The sequence below is a fragment of the Xenorhabdus griffiniae genome (assembly GCF_015163655.1).
In the GTDB taxonomy this organism is placed as follows: Bacteria; Pseudomonadota; Gammaproteobacteria; order Enterobacterales; family Enterobacteriaceae; genus Xenorhabdus; species Xenorhabdus griffiniae.
In genome coordinates this window covers 16,590-32,557 of sequence record NZ_JADEUF010000003.1, presented here as the reverse complement: position 1 = coordinate 32,557, position 15,968 = coordinate 16,590, and the positions used below count along the sequence as shown (strand labels likewise).

15 protein-coding genes and 9 tRNA genes are annotated in these 15,968 nt (G+C 44.1%); 7 read left to right on the top strand and 17 right to left on the bottom strand.

The features are described 5' to 3' along the window. Nucleotides 1–71: 71 nt before the first annotated feature. From IQ211_RS01535 to IQ211_RS01505, 7 genes are read right to left on the bottom strand one after another with little or no spacing between them, the layout of a single operon-like run. On the bottom strand, nt 72–926 hold the full coding sequence (locus tag IQ211_RS01535) for a tagatose bisphosphate family class II aldolase (protein WP_189758830.1): 855 nt from the start codon (nt 924–926) through the stop codon (nt 72–74). A gap of 9 nt (nt 927–935) precedes the next feature. Then, entirely contained in the window at nt 936–1,370 is a 435-nt protein-coding gene (agaF, locus tag IQ211_RS01530) for a PTS galactosamine/N-acetylgalactosamine transporter subunit IIA (protein ID WP_189758829.1), read from the bottom strand. 9 nt (nt 1,371–1,379) lie between these two features. Continuing rightward, nucleotides 1,380–2,222: a PTS system mannose/fructose/sorbose family transporter subunit IID gene (locus IQ211_RS01525; RefSeq protein WP_189758828.1), complete on the bottom strand. Its 843-nt coding sequence runs from the start codon at nt 2,220–2,222 to the stop codon at nt 1,380–1,382. Next, nucleotides 2,212–3,000: a PTS N-acetylgalactosamine transporter subunit IIC gene (gene agaW / locus IQ211_RS01520; protein ID WP_189758827.1), complete on the bottom strand. Its 789-nt coding sequence runs from the start codon at nt 2,998–3,000 to the stop codon at nt 2,212–2,214. Before agaW ends, IQ211_RS01525 begins: the two co-directional genes overlap by 11 nt. A gap of 10 nt (nt 3,001–3,010) precedes the next feature. Further along, on the bottom strand, nt 3,011–3,493 hold the full coding sequence (agaV, locus tag IQ211_RS01515; protein ID WP_189758826.1) for a PTS N-acetylgalactosamine transporter subunit IIB: 483 nt from the start codon (nt 3,491–3,493) through the stop codon (nt 3,011–3,013). Nucleotides 3,494–3,518: 25 nt separating this feature from the next. Beyond that, entirely contained in the window at nt 3,519–4,676 is a 1,158-nt protein-coding gene (locus IQ211_RS01510; protein ID WP_189758825.1) for an SIS domain-containing protein, read from the bottom strand. Beyond that, nucleotides 4,673–5,956: a D-tagatose-bisphosphate aldolase, class II, non-catalytic subunit gene (locus IQ211_RS01505; RefSeq protein WP_189758824.1), complete on the bottom strand. Its 1,284-nt coding sequence runs from the start codon at nt 5,954–5,956 to the stop codon at nt 4,673–4,675. Before IQ211_RS01505 ends, IQ211_RS01510 begins: the two co-directional genes overlap by 4 nt. A 680-nt stretch (nt 5,957–6,636) precedes the next feature. Between IQ211_RS01505 and IQ211_RS01500 the strand changes: the two genes are divergently transcribed. From IQ211_RS01500 to IQ211_RS01485, 4 genes are all read left to right on the top strand, one after another. Beyond that, nucleotides 6,637–7,002: a YkgJ family cysteine cluster protein gene (locus IQ211_RS01500; RefSeq protein ID WP_189758823.1), complete on the top strand. Its 366-nt coding sequence runs from the start codon at nt 6,637–6,639 to the stop codon at nt 7,000–7,002. Nucleotides 7,003–7,300: 298 nt separating this feature from the next. After that, nucleotides 7,301–8,566, top strand: a complete 1,266-nt coding sequence (mtnK, locus tag IQ211_RS01495) for an S-methyl-5-thioribose kinase (protein ID WP_189758822.1) — start codon at nt 7,301–7,303, stop codon at nt 8,564–8,566. A gap of 9 nt (nt 8,567–8,575) precedes the next feature. Continuing rightward, nucleotides 8,576–9,670 (top strand): S-methyl-5-thioribose-1-phosphate isomerase, encoded by a 1,095-nt coding sequence (gene mtnA / locus IQ211_RS01490; protein ID WP_189758821.1) that lies wholly within the window; start codon nt 8,576–8,578, stop codon nt 9,668–9,670. A gap of 27 nt (nt 9,671–9,697) precedes the next feature. After that, nucleotides 9,698–10,342, top strand: a complete 645-nt coding sequence (locus IQ211_RS01485) for an L-fuculose-phosphate aldolase (RefSeq protein ID WP_189758820.1) — start codon at nt 9,698–9,700, stop codon at nt 10,340–10,342. A gap of 88 nt (nt 10,343–10,430) precedes the next feature. Here the strand turns inward: IQ211_RS01485 and IQ211_RS01480 are convergent. The 7 genes from IQ211_RS01480 to IQ211_RS01450 all read right to left on the bottom strand — a co-directional run bounded on the left by IQ211_RS01480 (nt 10,431) and on the right by IQ211_RS01450 (nt 11,169). Next, nucleotides 10,431–10,506: transfer RNA gene (locus IQ211_RS01480), tRNA-Val, on the bottom strand. A 22-nt stretch (nt 10,507–10,528) separates the two neighbouring features. Next, nucleotides 10,529–10,604, bottom strand: a tRNA-Lys gene (locus tag IQ211_RS01475). A 30-nt stretch (nt 10,605–10,634) separates the two neighbouring features. After that, nucleotides 10,635–10,710, bottom strand: a tRNA-Lys gene (locus IQ211_RS01470). A 30-nt stretch (nt 10,711–10,740) separates the two neighbouring features. Then, a tRNA-Lys gene (locus IQ211_RS01465) sits at nt 10,741–10,816 on the bottom strand. A 46-nt stretch (nt 10,817–10,862) separates the two neighbouring features. Then, nucleotides 10,863–10,938 (bottom strand) — tRNA-Val (locus IQ211_RS01460). Nucleotides 10,939–10,983: 45 nt separating this feature from the next. Beyond that, nucleotides 10,984–11,059 (bottom strand) — tRNA-Val (locus IQ211_RS01455). 34 nt (nt 11,060–11,093) lie between these two features. Next, nucleotides 11,094–11,169, bottom strand: a tRNA-Val gene (locus IQ211_RS01450). Nucleotides 11,170–11,439: 270 nt separating this feature from the next. Between IQ211_RS01450 and gltX the strand changes: the two genes are divergently transcribed. From gltX to IQ211_RS01435, 3 genes are all read left to right on the top strand, one after another. Next, the gene (gltX, locus tag IQ211_RS01445; RefSeq protein ID WP_189761344.1) at nt 11,440–12,855 is read left to right on the top strand and encodes a glutamate--tRNA ligase; all 1,416 of its coding nucleotides are present in this window, start codon (nt 11,440–11,442) and stop codon (nt 12,853–12,855) included. Between the two features lie 201 nt (nt 12,856–13,056). Then, nucleotides 13,057–13,132, top strand: a tRNA-Ala gene (locus tag IQ211_RS01440). A 67-nt stretch (nt 13,133–13,199) separates the two neighbouring features. Continuing rightward, a tRNA-Ala gene (locus IQ211_RS01435) sits at nt 13,200–13,275 on the top strand. 112 nt (nt 13,276–13,387) lie between these two features. Here IQ211_RS01435 and IQ211_RS01430 read toward each other — a convergent pair. The 3 genes from IQ211_RS01430 to IQ211_RS01420 all read right to left on the bottom strand — a co-directional run bounded on the left by IQ211_RS01430 (nt 13,388) and on the right by IQ211_RS01420 (nt 15,808). Next, nucleotides 13,388–14,140 (bottom strand): SDR family NAD(P)-dependent oxidoreductase, encoded by a 753-nt coding sequence (locus IQ211_RS01430; RefSeq protein ID WP_189760476.1) that lies wholly within the window; start codon nt 14,138–14,140, stop codon nt 13,388–13,390. Between the two features lie 158 nt (nt 14,141–14,298). Beyond that, a complete protein-coding gene (locus tag IQ211_RS01425) occupies nt 14,299–14,514 on the bottom strand; it encodes a DUF3820 family protein (protein WP_189760475.1) in 216 nt (71 codons plus the stop codon). Nucleotides 14,515–14,611: 97 nt separating this feature from the next. After that, nucleotides 14,612–15,808: a NupC/NupG family nucleoside CNT transporter gene (locus IQ211_RS01420; RefSeq protein WP_189760473.1), complete on the bottom strand. Its 1,197-nt coding sequence runs from the start codon at nt 15,806–15,808 to the stop codon at nt 14,612–14,614. Nucleotides 15,809–15,968 lie beyond the last annotated feature (160 nt).

Here is a 15,968-nt window from a genome sequence, read left to right as displayed (position 1 = left end):
AATAATTAAGAATAGAAAAGGCAACCCTAAAAAAGCGAGCGCCTTCTTTGTGAAAGCATTGCTGTAAAATGTTACATCATTCCTGCACTACCGCAAATGTGGATTTTAGTTTCGACCACCTTGCGCATAGCCTCTTTACCTGGTGTGATATATTTGCGCGGATCGTTTGCCTCAGGGTGTTCAGCAAAATAGGCTTTGACCGCGTCAGCAAAAGCGATTTTCAGATCTGTCGCCACATTCACCTTGCAGATCCCAAAATTAATCGCACGCCGAACCATCTCTTCAGGGATACCCGATGCACCATGCAGTACCAGTGGAATATCAACCTGCTGCCTGATGGCGTCCAGGCGACCAAAATCAAGGTGCGGCTCCCCGTGATACAGGCCATGCGCTGAACCTATCGCAACCGCCAGTGAATCAATACCTGTCCGAGCAACATACTCTTTCGCCGCTATAGGATCAGTATAGAAGCTATCTTTGCTATCGACGACTAAGTCATCCTCCTGCCCGCCAAGTCGACCTAATTCTGCCTCAACGCTGACATCGTAGTTCTGGCAAAATCGAACCACCCGGGATACTGCCTCAATATTCTGCTCAAAAGGCAGATGTGAACCATCAATCATCACAGAACGAATACCAGACTGCACTTTATGACAGATATCATCATACTCTTCATGGTGATCCAGATGCAGTGCCACTGGCAGATGGTTGATATAGGCCGCTTCACGACAGATAGACACCATATATTCCAGCCCTGCGTAGGTAAAAGTGCCAGGTGTTCCCGCCAATATTACCGGTGATGACAGTGCGGCGGCGGTTTCTACTACCACCTGCACTGTTTCAAGGTTATGGACATTAAAAGCGGGTACAGCATATCCACCCCGTTGCGCTTTTTTTAGCATTTCTCGATTAGAAATCAGATACATGTGACCTCCTCAGATACCATCAATATCCTGTGATGACGGTTTTTCACGCTGTTGCTCATGCCACAGACTGGTCAGCCCACGATGTCCACATTCCAGTGCCATGTCACGGAACTCAAAGGCTGTCATACCGTCACGTTCAAGCATCATTTCCACAACCATCTGCATATTAGTACCGGTAATAACCTGATATGCAGGATGATTTAATGCCAGTTGCGCAGACTGTCTGAATGGAGAACCACCGAGTAAATCGGTGAGAAAAACCAGCCCGTCCCCCTGATCACATTGACTGCACGCAGCCGCCAGTGCCTTTTTCAGTGTCTCAGTACACATTCCTTCTGGAAAATCTACGGCTACACACTGCGCCTGTGGGCCAATGACCTGCTCTACTGCCTGCAACAGGCCACTGGCAAAACTACCATGTCCGGTTATCACTACACCTAACATCTGCACCCCTTATAGAAAACCAACTAATTTACCGACAACCCCGAACACCACTGTGATACCAATCAGTTTCACCGGTGAGCTTCCCTTCTTCATCAGCCAGTACACCAGTAGAGTAAAAGCCAGAGGCAGCAGATTAGGCATCAGTTTATCCAGTACATCCGTCTGTAGAGCAACCTTCGCCTCACCAGCCTTCATGACTAACGGAGTGGAAAGATGAACATAAGAAGCGACCAGCGCGCCTATCACTGTCATACCGACAATTGAAGCCGCATGAGAGATGTTTCTGGTGTGCGTTTTCAGCATGGCAATCGCTTTGGTACCGGCCTGATAGCCGTAATGCGCCAGCCCGAAACGCAGGGCAAAGTGCACAATATTAAACATTAGCAGAAAAATAATCGGTCCGAATAAACTGCCCTGAAGTGCCAAAGATGCCCCAATGCCGGCGCAAATAGGTAGTAGAGTCAACCAGAATAGAGCATCACCGATCCCGCCTAAAGGTCCCATTAATGCAACTTTCACAGCACGGATAGTAGATACCTTCTCTTTGCTCTTTTCCATCGCCAGTACAAGCCCAGACAGAAAAGTGACGTCAAAGGGATGAACATTGATAAACTCCATATGCATTTTCATGGAGTTGGATAAATCCTGTGGATTTTTATGGATCTTGCGCAGTGCTGGTATCAGGGTATATAACCAACCTCCTGCCTGCATACGTTCATAGTTAAACGATGCTTGCAATAATAGTGAGCGCAGCGCCATTACGTTAATATCGCGGTTTGTCAGTTCGGGAGCAGGATCACTATCAATATAGTCGTCCCGATCAACCTGACTGGTTTCCATGTTAAATGCCATCGTTCATCTCCTGTGCGGTAGTCTGAGAACCAGCACCCTGATCGTCGTTGCTGTCGTTACGGGTACGATTAAAGAAATCAATCAGTGCGATTGCGAATGCGCAGAGTGCGACTGCAATAATCGGCATGTTCAGGAAAGTTACGGAAATAAAACCTAGCATGAAGTAGGCCACATAGGTTTTTTTCATCATGAGTTTCATCAGTAATGAGAAACCAATCGCAGGCATCATTCCCCCTGCGACCGCAAGGCCATCAAGCAACCATTGTGGCGCTTTTCTGACTATGGCACTCGCCGCATCTGCACCGAAATAGATAGGCAGGAAAGCCACAATAAAGTAGAACAAAAACAGAATGAGCATACCGAAGTAGTTAACCCATTCAACACCACGCCAGTTTAGTTTTTTCACCATTTCATCGCACTTGTGCATCATCGGTGAATAGATAGTAAACAACAGTGTGATGCAACCCTGTACGGCTATCGAAAATGGCACAGCTATCCCTATCGCCACTTTCGGATCGGTATGTGCCATGATCGCAAACGTTGTTCCAATCACCCCACCGATAACCACATTAGGTGGCTGTGCTCCGGCCAGTGGCACCATCCCCATCCAGACCAGTTCCAGCGTTCCGCCAACCAGCAAACCCGTCTGTACATCCCCTAAAATCAGTCCAACCAAAGGGCCGATCACGATGGGACGGTGAATATGAGTCAGTCCGTTGAACAAATCAACACCAGCTATCCCTGCCAGTAAAGCGATAAGTAGTGCGCTAGTAAGCATACTGACCTCCTCAGCTAATCAGCTTAGAGACAGATTCACCTGCTTCATCCGGCACCCGACGGATTTCACAAGTGATTCCCAATTTATCCAACTCACGGAATGCATTGATATCAGCATCATCAACAGAAACTGTTTTGTGGATCTGTTTTTTTCCTTCCGAGAAATGCATATTTCCGACATTGACAAATTTAATAGGAACACCTCCTTTAACCAGAGTAAGCACATCCTGAGGTGTTTTGCAGACAATAAAAATTTTCTGCCTGTCCGCCGCCTTGTGGATGACATCGATTGTTTTCTGCAATGTGAAATAGCGGGTCTGCACATCGTCAGAAACCACCATATCCATTAAAGATTGCGCAACAGGGTCGGCTGATGCTTCATCATTTGCCACCACAACCAAATTCGCGCCCAGTGAATTTGTCCAGGTCACGCCAACCTGACCATGAATCAGACGGTTATCGATTCGGGTCATCAATATGTTTGGGGTAGACATACTCACTCCTGTTATTATTTTGTTGTTAATAAGGGTATAGCTGGACACCTTGTACAACCCGATTTACTTCCCCTGTTGGGCAAGGATTATCGGGCGATAAGCGATGTGACAGCGAGGTATTGAATGCCAACAACTGGAAAAAGATAAGATACGGGAACATTAACCAGACATCAGAGAGCTCACTATTCAGTTCAACAGCTCCCAACAATGGCAGGCTACTAAGCGGAATAATCTGTTTTGCTAGTTCATCATGTTTCAGTTCATTGAGCAGATCGATATCATAGCGGCGGCAATACGCTTCAGCCGACAGCATCACGACAACTAAGGTAGTTTCATCGATCATAAATTTAGGACCATGACGTACGCCAAGTGTAGAATCAAAACGGGTTGCTACTTTCCCGGCGGTCAGTTCAAGCATCTTCAGGGCACCTTCTTCCGCGATACCGGTAAAACAGCCGGAACCCAACGCTACCATTCTGTTGAAATCGGACTGTGATACTTTCTGAATCTGCGGCAACCATTCTGAAAAACACTTTTCACAGAGAGTGGCCATCTTTTCGACTGACTTATCTGCCCGTGCAAAATCCAGTTTGCCAAGCAGTAGCAATGTCGCCAATGTCATGCAGCTGAAGCTGGATGTCATTGCAAAACTACGATCATGGGAACCTTTAGGCATAATCAGCGAACAGACATTGTTCTTACCCTCAGCCCGCTTCTCCTTGACATAATGGGCAAGCGCGCCATCAGGATTACAGGTAAGTATCAAGTGATAAACATCACCTGCCAGTTGATCTGCCAGCGCAATTACACCAACACTTTCCGGACTGTTACCAGAACGTGCATAGGAGACTAGTAAGGTCGGACGCTGTTTTTCAAGATACTGCCACGGTGTCGGCAGAATATCTGTCGATGCATAGGCGCAAACATCCAACCCGCAATGTTCACGTAACCACGGAGCCATCGCTTTACCGACAAAAGCGGAAGAACCGGCACCACAGAGGATAATCTGTAGATCAGGCTTAGCTAACAATGAAGACAAAAAAGGCTGCCACTGTGCCGCACTGGACTCCAATTCACGATAGAGTTCACGCCATAAACGGGGTTGATGGGCTATTTCCTCTGCGGTAAACAGCGCATCGTGTTCTTCTAGCCATGACTGTGAATATGACAGTATCGTCTTCATGCGACAGCTCCTTCACACGCGAGTGCGTACTGAAGTAAAACGGTTCTCACTTTATCCATCACCCACACTTTCGGATCCTGTTCCAGCCGCCCTGCTTTTACTGCTTCAGCCTGCTCAGGCAGGTATTGACTTAACATCGACAGAGGTATTGGGTTATTACGCAGGTTATCCAACAGCTTATTGACTGCCGCTTCTGCCTTTGGATCTGCCCAGTAATAACGAATGCGGTCACTAAAACTGTATTGGCGGTCGATATATTGCTGATGTGCATTGCCTTGGTAATAAGGATGCCAGTGCTGAGGCTGCTCATGCATGATTTGCTCCAGCGTACTGTGCAGGTGAGCCGCATTCAGCTCACCATTCCATTCACGATCTAGCTTATCGAGAGCAAACAACCCCTCGCGCAGGGCAAACGTCAGTGCAGGCCCCACTTTTAGGATGGCAAAATGGTCACGCACCAATTCACGGTAAGCACGCGGAGTTTGGTAATCCGTAGAATGCGCCTCATAAACCAAATGGGGGACTGTCTCGATAAACTGGCTGAGTGTTTGTGCTTTCGCTGACTTGTAATGTTCAACATTATGATGATCAAATTCGACGCCTGGCTGAACCACAAGGCCAATAACCCGCGGCCAGACATCCGCTAAACCATGTTCCTGCCATGCGTGTTGATGAATTTTCAGCGTCGTTTCTGCAGCCAGAGGCGAAGTGATCTGCATCCCTGCCATTGACGCTTTAGCACCTCCCGGAACAGGAACTTCAGTGCCAATCACATAAACAGGGCGTTCACCGCCGTGCGCTTTCCAACTGCGCTCAGCAACCTGACACAGCCTCGCTGCACGAGATGCTACGATTTCATCACAGAGCGGCACCGGATCATCGGCACAGGACATTGAACAATCGAGATGAATTTTCCTGAAACCTGCCGCAACATAATCGTAAATCAGTGTTTCAGAGAGCTGCATCGCCTCTTGTGCGCTACGGTTTTGCCATGCATTAGGCCCCAGATGATCACCACCAAGCCAGACTTTTTCGCGAGGAAGCCCTATTTTGTCAGCAATGTTCCAGACCATTGCGCGGAAATCTGTCGGTTGCATTCCGGTATATCCACCGAACTGATTAACCTGATTAGAAGTTGCCTCAATAAGTACCGAAGAGTCTCTCTCTTTGGCAAAACGAATAGCACTTTCCAGCACCCAGGGATGTGCCGAGCAAACAGAGTAAACCCCAACGTTCTCGCCTGATTTATGGCGGTGGATCAACTGCAATAATGGCTGCATAGTATCTCCAGACTATTCAGATATGTTTAAAAACCTTACGTTTTTAATTAAAATAGATATTTCTTATTCATCAACCACAATGACGTCGGCACCAAAAACAATCAGTGCCTAATGGTAATCCCAGCGTCAAGATCAAACTGCCCATATCAAGAAACAATTACAGCAGAGTGGAACAATCGAAAATGTGATCCTTATTAAAGTTCATTTTTAGAGAAAAACCACTTCGAAAATATTTCATTTTCATTCAAATCGACAGCATGATCTGTCATTCAGCTTATTCGTTCTTCTACTTAAAAGCAGTCAAGAACTGTAATTAAAGGAATTAAACAACCCGCAAACTTTAATATTTTTTACAGCAACGGCATCGCGAATAAATTTAAAATCAATCACTGCATTGATTTTGTAGATCAAATAGCCTTTAATCTTGACTATATATACCAATCCAACTTCAAATTGCAGCTTGCAAATCAATGTGATTGTTTATATCTCCCCGCGTAGCGAGGGAGATAATAAGACACATATTGAAAGGCGATTGGTATATAAATTTATCTTGAAAATAGGTATAGTTTGGCAACATAATTTATTTTTAAGAGGGCTTGATTTCCATTGGAAAACAGGCTTTTTGAGGAAAGGTTATTTGACCTAAGTATGAGTTTAAACATCAGATAGTGACATCTGGTATGAGTAAAACATTAATTTCTCAATCTAAGTTACAAGACAATCCCTGTATTAGTTGCGGTGCTTGCTGTGCATATTTTCGTGTTTCATTTTATTGGGCAGAAGCTGAGGATGGTGGCGGCACAGTTCCCGTCTCTATGACCGAAAAATTAAATGATTTTATGCGCTGTATGAAAGGCACCAATGAACCCCACCCTCGATGTACCAATTTATGTGGTGAAATTGGTACATCAGTTTCCTGTTCTATCTATGATAAAAGGCCCTCTCCTTGCAGAGAATTTCCTCAAGCCTGGGAAACGGAAGATTATAATGAAAGTTGTGATCGTGCCAGAGCTGCTTATGGTCTGCCCCCTCTGCCAAAACCTTAAACATCATTGATACTCGTTTGATATTAGTCGAATAAAAAACAGAATATTTCATTCAAGAGGAATTCGTTAGTCCCATCACAGACACTTTACTTTTGCCTATCTATAGTTAACAAATGTAAATTTCATTACAGCAGAATGAGTTATCGCTGTGCAGTTTATACGCATTAAACTTCAAGTTGCAATTTACAACACGATATGAAACCTGATTTTTCCCCGCTTCGCGGGGAGAAATCACACGCATCTTGAAATTAGATTGGTATATGAACTTTCTTTCATGAAATTATCAGGATGAAAAATAATGTCTGCTTATCTTCCTACAGGGTATATTCCACAAACTTGCGAATCTTTATCACATTATCTCGCTAAAAATTTGCCAACAACTATTTCACCAGGCGGTTCCCCTGAAACCTGGCAAATCCAAGAAGTGGGTGATGGAAATCTTAATTTAGTCTTTATCGTCTCTGGAAAAGAAAAAACGATTGTCGTCAAACAGGCTCTGCCTTACGTACGGGCTGCGGGTGAATCATGGCCGCTTTCCCTTGTTCGTGCGCATTTTGAATATCATGCCTTGATTGAAGAAAAAAAAGTCGCCAAAGAATATGTTCCTGATGTCTATTTTTATGATGAGAAAATGTCTCTCTTTGTCATGGAGTATTTACCTCAGCATATCATCCTACGCAATCGCCTTATTGCCGGAGAAAAGTTACCCCATCTCGCCGAAGATATTGGCATTTTCCTTGCGAATACGCTGTTCCATACTTCCGATATCGGCATGGCTGCTAAAGATAAAAAAGATCTTACTGCTCGCTTCGCTAAGAATCATGAACTTTGTAAAATCACTGAAGATCTGATTTTTACTGAGCCTTATTTTAACGCAGAAAGAAATAACTGGACTGCTCCTCAACTTGACGACGAGATCTATGCCATTTGGCAAGATCGCGCACTTATTCAAGCCGCTATGCAGTATAAGTATCAATTCATGACGCAAGCACAAGCGTTGCTGCATGGCGATCTCCATTCCGGTTCAATCATGGTGACACCAAATTCCACCAAAGTTATTGATCCAGAATTTAGTTTTATGGGACCAATGGCATTTGATATCGGTAACTACATCGGTAATTTATTGATGGCTTATTTCGCCCAACCCGCCCTGCGGGAAAATAATGCGCAATGCGTTGATTACCAAACATGGCTTTTAGGGCAAATAGAAACGACCTGGTCAGTGTTTGAACGTCATTTTCGCCAATTATGGCATGAAAAAGACATTGGGGATGCCTATCCTGTCGTACTTTATCAACAAGGTACATTCGATGCTTCCTTCTTAAAAACAGTGCAAGATGAATTTCTATCTACCCTATTTAAAGACACGCTCGCCTATGCTGGCTTAGAAATTAATCGGCGTATTGTTGGGTTTGCTGGTGTTGCCGATTTTAAACAAATTGAAGATCAAAACCAGCGCGCTGTCTGTGAAAAACGAGCACTAAAACTGGCACGAGAATTGGTTGTCAATCGAGAAAATTATCCCACTTTTTCGCTAATCAGGCGTTATATCGCACAGTGTTAAGAGGTTGATATGAAAATTAATGGTATTCATTATCGTTCTGTTTGGCTTGCTGACGATCGTTATACCGTCGAAATTTTCGACCAAACCAAACTCCCTTTTGAAATACAGACTATTCAACTACGCACAATGCAAGACGCCGCAACAGCCATCAAAGACATGTGGGTACGGGGAGCGCCTTTGATTGGTGCCGTCGCTGCATATGGTATGGCTTTGGCAATGCATCAAGAAAGTAGCGATGAAAATCTGCAACAGGCTTACAATGTTTTAGTGAAAACCCGTCCTACTGCGATCAATTTAAAGTGGGCGTTGAATCGAACTTATCGCGCGCTAGAAAATCTCGAACAGGCACATCGTGAAGCAGCGGCTTATCGTATTGCCAATGAAATTGCAGATGAAGATGTGGAACTCTGTCGCAAAATTGGTGAGTACGGACTAAAAATAATCCAGAATATTGCCGAAACCAAACCAACAGGCGAAACGGTCAATATTTTGACTCACTGCAATGCCGGCTGGCTTGCGACGGTAGATTGGGGAACTGCTCTGGCGCCTATTTATATGGCACATGATGCCGGAATTAAAGTTCATGTCTGGGTTGATGAAACCCGCCCACGTAATCAAGGAGGGTTAACTGCTTTCGAATTGGGTTCACATGGTGTACCACATACTTTAGTTGCTGATAACGCCGGCGGGCACTTGATGCAACATGGCAAAGTGGATCTCTGTATTGTTGGCACAGACCGGACAACAGCCAGGGGCGATGTGTGCAACAAAATTGGTACTTACCTCAAAGCATTAGCAGCCAAAGCCAATCAGGTGCCTTTTTACGTGGCCCTGCCATCTCCTACACTGGATTTTACAGTCTGGGATGGTGTCAAAGAAATTCCCATTGAGCAACGTTCAGGTGAAGAACAATCCCACGTATATGGCATCACACCTGAAGGTGTACGAAGCTGGGTCAACACAGCGCCACATGGAACCTCTTGCGAAAACTATGCTTTTGATGTTACACCTGCTGAACTTATCACCGGATTGATTACTGAACGTGGGATTTGTGATGCCAGTGCGGAAGGATTACGGGCGCTTTTCCCTGATCTGTGTGGGTAACCGTCATTATCATACAAGGGAAAAATGATGAATAAAGAACAAATTGCCCAAGAGATTATTGAAACTTGTCTCAAAATGAACGCGCTTGGATTAAACCAAGGGACATCAGGCAATATCAGTGCCCGTTATCAAGATGGTTTCCTGATTACCCCCAGTGGCATAGCTTATGAAAAGCTAACGGCTGATCAAATCGTATTTATCAGTAATCAGGGGGAATTTGAAGCCGATAAGGTGCCTTCAAGCGAATGGCATTTTCATCTCTCTTGCTATCAAGCACGTGCTAATCTCAACGCCGTTGTACATAACCATGCTGTTAATGCCACCGCAGTCTCTATTCTCAATCATGCTATCCCCGCTATCCACTATATGGTTGCCGTGACTGGCACTGATCACGTTCCTTGTATTCCCTATGCCACTTTTGGCACGACTGAATTAGCTGATAATGTAAAAAAGGGGATCGCATACAGTAAGGCATTATTGATGCAGCATCATGGCATGATTGCAATGGAAGTTAATCTGGAAAAAGCACTATGGTTGGCCAATGAAATTGAGATATTGGCACAACTCTATTTAAAAGTGCTGCCAATTATGGAAACCGTTCCAATACTTTCTCCGGCAGAAATGCAGCAAGTGCTGAAGAAATTTAAAAGTTATGGACTAAAGGTAAAATAACGGCAATATTCTGTATATTAGAGAAAAAATATCAAGGGGATATGACTTTAAGGTAAACAAGTGACTGATAAGAAATGATGGCATGAAGTGGTGGGCGATACCAGATTCGAACTGATGACCCCCTCCTTGTAAGGGAGATGCTCTACCAACTGAGCTAATCGCCCACTTCATATCTTGATACCTAAATGGTGGGTCGTGCAGGATTCGAACCTGCGACCAATTGATTAAAAGTCAACTGCTCTACCGACTGAGCTAACGACCCAATTAGGTAATTCTGATTTTGATATCTAAATGGTGGGTCGTGCAGGATTCGAACCTGCGACCAATTGATTAAAAGTCAACTGCTCTACCGACTGAGCTAACGACCCAATTAGATAATTTTGATTTTGATATTTAAATGGTGGGTCGTGCAGGATTCGAACCTGCGACCAATTGATTAAAAGTCAACTGCTCTACCGACTGAGCTAACGACCCATTCTAAATATCAATGTGATACTGGAGACGAAACAACCCGATGAAGTGGTGGGCGATACCAGATTCGAACTGATGACCCCCTCCTTGTAAGGGAGGTGCTCTACCAACTGAGCTAATCGCCCACTTCACGATGACTATTACCGACATCAATACCACTGATTTATGATTGGTGGGCGATACCAGATTCGAACTGATGACCCCCTCCTTGTAAGGGAGATGCTCTACCAACTGAGCTAATCGCCCAATCATAAAATCATTTTTATCACTACGAGAAATATGGTGGGCGATACCAGATTCGAACTGATGACCCCCTCCTTGTAAGGGAGATGCTCTACCAACTGAGCTAATCGCCCCGTCGTGATGGAGTCGCATTATAGGGATAGTTCGAAGTGAGTCAACGCTTTTTATCACTAAAACAATCGTTCGTCGTAAAATTAAACAGAATGAAACAATTATAATCACGATATGGTATCATTTAGACACGTTATTTTAGCTTTTCTTAATAACCTGCCGTTAACGCCATTGAGGAATTGAAGTGCAGTGATAAAATAACTCCCACTGTTGTTACTTCAATCATCCAACACGCTCTCTAATAAAGAGAAACGTAATTAAGGCAATTCCTGATGAGTAAAATTAAAACCCGTTTTGCACCAAGTCCTACTGGCTATCTGCATGTTGGTGGTGCGCGTACTGCTCTTTATTCCTGGTTATACAGTCGCCACAATCAAGGTGAATTCGTTCTTCGCATCGAAGATACTGATCTGGAACGTTCTACCCAAGATGCCATCGATGCAATTATGGACGGGATGAACTGGTTAAATCTGAATTGGGATGAAGGTCCTTATTATCAGACCAAACGTTTCGACCGTTACAACCAGGTTATTGATGAAATGTTAGAGCAAGGTACAGCTTACCGCTGCTATTGCTCTAAAGAGCGTTTGGAACAATTGCGTGAAACTCAGATGGCTAATGGTGAAAAACCACGTTATGACGGGAAATGCCGTGATAGCGAGTGCCAGCATAGTCATGATGAGCCACATGTTGTGCGTTTCCGCAACCCACAAGAAGGTTCTGTCGTTTTTAACGACAGTATCCGTGGCCCGATTGAATTCAGTAACCAAGAGCTGGACGATTTGATCATCCGCCGTACCGACGGTTCACCAACTTATAACTTCTGTGTGGTCATTGATGATTGGGATATGGAAATCACCCATGTTATTCGTGGTGAAGACCATATCAACAATACCCCACGTCAGATCAATATACTAAAAGCACTTGGGGCACCTGTCCCAGAATATGCCCATGTTTCGATGATCCTCGGCGACGATGGTAAAAAACTGTCCAAGCGCCACGGGGCAGTCAGCGTAATGCAATACCGTGATGATGGTTATCTGCCAGAAGCACTGTTGAACTATCTGGTTCGTCTGGGTTGGTCACATGGCGATCAGGAGATTTTCAGCGTTGAAGAAATGACTGAGCTGTTTAGTCTCGATGCCATCAGCAAATCTGCCAGTGCATTCAATACAGAAAAACTGCAATGGCTGAACCATCATTATATTAATACCCTGCCAGCGGAAAAAGTTGCTGTACATTTAGCATGGCATATTGAACAACAAGGTCTTGATACTCGCACGGGGCCAGAACTGGTTGATTTGATCAAACTGTTAGGTGAACGCTGCAAGACGCTGAAAGAAATGGCTGAGTCTTGCCGTTATTTCTATGAAGAATTTGCCGAATTTGATGCAGATGCGGCGAAAAAACATCTGCGTCCTGTTGCTCGCCAGCCATTAGAAGTTGCCCGTGCGAAACTGGCAGCCATTACTGAATGGACACCTGAAAATATCCATCACGCCATTCAAGCGACGGCTGACGAACTGGAAGTTGGGATGGGTAAGGTAGGTATGCCACTGCGTGTTGCGGTAACAGGTGTGGGCCAGTCTCCAAGTGTTGATGTAACGATCCATGCTATTAACCAAGCTCGTTCATTATCTCGTATTGATAAAGCCCTGGCTTATATTGCTCAGCGTGAAGCGCAATAAATCGTCATTTATCGATGTTACGTCATAATGTGGCGTGAATAATGAAATGAAAGGCACTCAATTATTGCAGTGCCTTTATTTTTGCCCTCCCAATGGGTCATTGATGGCTTTTTCAGCGTTTACACGGGGAATATTAATGAATTCATTGACAGAATTCTCCGGTTTTCATATGATTCGCCCCGTTCTACAGGATTTTGATTTGGGGCTATAGCTCAGCTGGGAGAGCGCTTGCATGGCATGCAAGAGGTCAGCGGTTCGATCCCGCTTAGCTCCACCAAATACTTATCTTATTTACTCATCAGAGATAAACAGTATCTGGCATTCAAAGTCCGAACCACATTCGTGGGGCTATAGCTCAGCTGGGAGAGCGCTTGCATGGCATGCAAGAGGTCAGCGGTTCGATCCCGCTTAGCTCCACCAAAATTCTGAAACCCCTGAAAACTTGCGTTTTCAGGGGTTTTTTCTATCTGTCTGTATTAGCTAGTCAATTATTAAAAAATTGGTGTAACTGTCATCACTTATTGTATTTACCCTATTGCGCCGTATAGCCCCCATCAATCGCGTAAAATGCGCCAGTCGTAAATGAGCTTTCGTCAGACAATAGAAATGCTACCGTTTTTGCCACTTCTTCTCTGGTTGCCATGCGTTTCATTGGGTGACTATTTGCCATCCACTCCCTGATGTCTGTTGGCAGGGTTTGCATATACGGAGTATCAACATAACCTGGTCCAACTGCATTGATGCGAACACCTTTATCTGCAAACTCCAGGGCAGCCGAACGCGTTAAACCAAGCACACCATGTTTAGCCGTTGTATAAGGTGCAATACCAGGAATGCCTACAATCCCATTAGAGGAAGAAAGGTTAACAATAGCTCCTCCTCCACTGTGAATGATAGCCGGAATACCATATTTCAAGCCGAAAAATGTTCCGCTGAGATCGGTATTAATCACATCATTCCAGTCATCAATGGAATAATCACAAATATTGACACCCTGCGGGCCGGTAATACCCGCATTATTGACCAACATATGCAATCCACCAAATTGCTTCACTGTGTTGTCAATCAATGCCTTGACTGAAAGATGATCCCTGATATCTGTTTCCATTGGGATCACATATTGCCCGGTGGGATCAAGCTGTTTTGCTGTCTGTTTAGCACGGGAATATTGACGCCCAGTAATAATTACCGTCGCTCCGCGCTGGAATAATTCTTCTGCAATGCCCTCGCCAACGCCCGTTGTCGCACCTGTAACAATCGCAATTTTCCCGTCAAAATAGTTCATCATAACCCTCCGTATGGATGTGGCTCTCCATATAGATTCATGTGATTGGAAACCACCCAATATTTCAATTAATCACGCAGAATATTAATGCTATCAGGAAAATGGTTAAGCGATTTATGTCACTGATTTGATAATCATAAACAAGAAAATTTTATCCATCAGGAGCCTTTCAACGGTTTTACCAGAGAGTCCAATCCTTCAATTTTTATTGCAAGCGTTATCTCCATCAACTCGCCCAGTTTTCCCTGTGGGAACTCCCCTTTGCGCGCAAACCAAAGTAAATACTCTTCCGGCAAGTCAATCAACATTCGCCCTTTATATTTACCAAATGGCATCGCTGTATTCGCTATTTCCAACAAGTTTTCTTTGTTCATCATATCAACCTCATTACCTCACTATGAGTATAAAAAAGTGGCGCCTGCCTCCAGAACGCCACTTTCTATTGTCTTCTGTCAAACCCAATGAAACAGATTAGATGCTCAAAATCAGCCCAGTAATTGCTGCGGACAGGAAACTCACCAGCGTTGAACCAAACAATAATTTCAAGCCAAAGCGCGCAACAGCATTACCCTGTTGTTCATCCAGCCCTTTAACCGCACCAGAAATAATCCCAATGGAGCCAAAGTTAGCGAAAGAAACCAAAAATACGGACAGAATCCCTTTCGAATGTTCACTTAGTTGAGCAGACATCTCTTGCAAGCTCTGCATCGCCACAAATTCGTTGGAAACCAACTTGGTTGCCATGATACTGCCGACTTTCAGCGCTTCATCACTTGGAATACCAATGATCCATGCAAACGGATAAAACACATATCCCATACACTCCTGGAAAGTAATACCAAAGACCAGATGGAAAATTGCGTTAACTCCTGCAATCAAGGCAATAAAACCGATCAACATCGCAGTGACAATCAAAGCAACTTTGAAGCCCGCCAGAATATAATCGCCCAGCATTTCAAAGAAACTTTGCCCCTCATGGAGGTTGCTCATATGAATATCTTCTTCATTCTCAACAGAATAAGGATTAATGAGAGATAAGATGATAAAAGTGCTGAACATATTGAGGATCAATGCCGCGACCACATATTTTGCATCCAGCATCGTCATGTAAGCACCGACAATAGCCATAGATACGGTAGACATTGCCGTCGCCGCCATCGTATACATCCGGCGTTCAGACATCTTGCCCAGCACATTTTTATAAGCAATAAAATTCTCTGATTGCCCCAAAATCAATGAACTCACCGCATTAAATGATTCCAGTTTACCCATACCGTTAATTTTAGACAGCACAGTACCAATCACACGAATGATAATGGGTAGCACTTTGATGTGTTGCAAAATACCAATCAGGGCGGAAATAAAAATGATAGGACACAATACATTCAGGAAGAAAAAGGCCAGATTCGCTTCTATCATGCCACTGAAAACAAAGCTGGTACCTTTTGCAGCGTAAGATAATAGATGGACAAATAAATCGTCAAATCCTTTAACTATCCCCAAACCCACGTTAGAATTCAGGAAGAACCATGCCAGAAAGAGTTCGATTATAAGCAACTGAATAATATAACGAATCTTAATTTCCTTCCGGTTATTACTCGCCAAAACCGCCAGGCCGCCAATGACGACCAAAGCGAGTAAAAAATGTAAAATATGAGACGTAGTCATAAAGAAGAGCTCCAAACACGATTCTGTGCAAATTTAGATCTGTATTTTATGCAACACATGACAGTAAAGTTTGATGATTATCACGTTAATTTACTATTCAAGTGACTACAAATCTCTATTTAGCTAACTCGATCACATTTTAATAATCGTCTCCCTAAAT

What these genes read in the sequence shown, in the direction of transcription:
- IQ211_RS01535 (WP_189758830.1), bottom strand. Translation starts at nt 926, where the DNA reads ATGTATCTGATTTCTAATCGAGAAATGCTAAAAAAAGCGCAACGGGGT.
- agaF (WP_189758829.1), bottom strand. Translation starts at nt 1,370, where the DNA reads ATGTTAGGTGTAGTGATAACCGGACATGGTAGTTTTGCCAGTGGCCTG.
- IQ211_RS01525 (WP_189758828.1), bottom strand. Translation starts at nt 2,222, where the DNA reads ATGGCATTTAACATGGAAACCAGTCAGGTTGATCGGGACGACTATATT.
- agaW (WP_189758827.1), bottom strand. Translation starts at nt 3,000, where the DNA reads ATGCTTACTAGCGCACTACTTATCGCTTTACTGGCAGGGATAGCTGGT.
- agaV (WP_189758826.1), bottom strand. Translation starts at nt 3,493, where the DNA reads ATGTCTACCCCAAACATATTGATGACCCGAATCGATAACCGTCTGATT.
- IQ211_RS01510 (WP_189758825.1), bottom strand. Translation starts at nt 4,676, where the DNA reads ATGAAGACGATACTGTCATATTCACAGTCATGGCTAGAAGAACACGAT.
- IQ211_RS01505 (WP_189758824.1), bottom strand. Translation starts at nt 5,956, where the DNA reads ATGCAGCCATTATTGCAGTTGATCCACCGCCATAAATCAGGCGAGAAC.
- IQ211_RS01500 (WP_189758823.1), top strand. Translation starts at nt 6,637, where the DNA reads ATGAGTAAAACATTAATTTCTCAATCTAAGTTACAAGACAATCCCTGT.
- mtnK (WP_189758822.1), top strand. Translation starts at nt 7,301, where the DNA reads ATGTCTGCTTATCTTCCTACAGGGTATATTCCACAAACTTGCGAATCT.
- mtnA (WP_189758821.1), top strand. Translation starts at nt 8,576, where the DNA reads ATGAAAATTAATGGTATTCATTATCGTTCTGTTTGGCTTGCTGACGAT.
- IQ211_RS01485 (WP_189758820.1), top strand. Translation starts at nt 9,698, where the DNA reads ATGAATAAAGAACAAATTGCCCAAGAGATTATTGAAACTTGTCTCAAA.
- gltX (WP_189761344.1), top strand. Translation starts at nt 11,440, where the DNA reads ATGAGTAAAATTAAAACCCGTTTTGCACCAAGTCCTACTGGCTATCTG.
- IQ211_RS01430 (WP_189760476.1), bottom strand. Translation starts at nt 14,140, where the DNA reads ATGAACTATTTTGACGGGAAAATTGCGATTGTTACAGGTGCGACAACG.
- IQ211_RS01425 (WP_189760475.1), bottom strand. Translation starts at nt 14,514, where the DNA reads ATGAACAAAGAAAACTTGTTGGAAATAGCGAATACAGCGATGCCATTT.
- IQ211_RS01420 (WP_189760473.1), bottom strand. Translation starts at nt 15,808, where the DNA reads ATGACTACGTCTCATATTTTACATTTTTTACTCGCTTTGGTCGTCATT.